The 647-nt window shown below is 48.4% G+C and carries 1 protein-coding gene; it reads left to right on the top strand.

Going from position 1 to position 647, the window contains the following annotated elements; translation table 11 throughout:
• On the top strand, nucleotides 1-645 hold a 645-nt coding region (locus AC1DUO_RS25940), incomplete at its 5' end, for a methyl-accepting chemotaxis protein (protein ID WP_477989607.1).
• Nucleotides 646-647 lie beyond the last annotated feature (2 nt).

Here is a 647-nt window from a genome sequence, read left to right as displayed (position 1 = left end):
AACCAAGGCGGTGTTATTGTGAACGACGTCATATCTACCATGGTAAAAATTAACGCCAGCTCGCATAAAATCGTAGAAATAATCAGTGTTATTAATGGCATAGCCTTCCAGACCAACATTCTTGCTCTTAATGCTGCTGTTGAAGCAGCACGAGCCGGAGAGCAAGGTCGGGGATTCGCCGTCGTTGCAAGCGAAGTAAGAAATCTGGCGCAGCGCAGTGGACAAGCCGCAAAAGAGATTGGCGTGCTCATTAATGAATCGGTTGAGAACATTCAGTCCGGGTCAGAACAAGTGACTCAGGCCGGGGGAGCCATGGAGAAAATCGTCAGCTCTGTCAGCCGTGTAAATGACATCATGAGCGAGATAGCGGCTGCATCGACTGAACAAAGCAAAGGAATAAACCAAATTGGTATAGCAGTCGTGCAAATGGATAGTGTTACGCAGCAAAATGCCGCACTGGTGCAGGAATCAGCCGCCGCCGCCGCCTCACTTGAAGAGCAGGCACGTCAGCTCACAGAAATTGTCTCGGTGTTTAAAATCGAAGGCAGGGCTCCCCTTTCTTCAGCGAGTCTTCTTCCCAAAAATAAAACACAAAAAAATAGCAGAGTCTTAACCACAGAAGATGGCGGCTGGACGAAGTTCTGATA

It is taken from the genome of Rahnella sp. P4_A8 (assembly GCF_056402435.1).
This window is presented reverse-complemented; position numbering and strand designations above follow the sequence as displayed.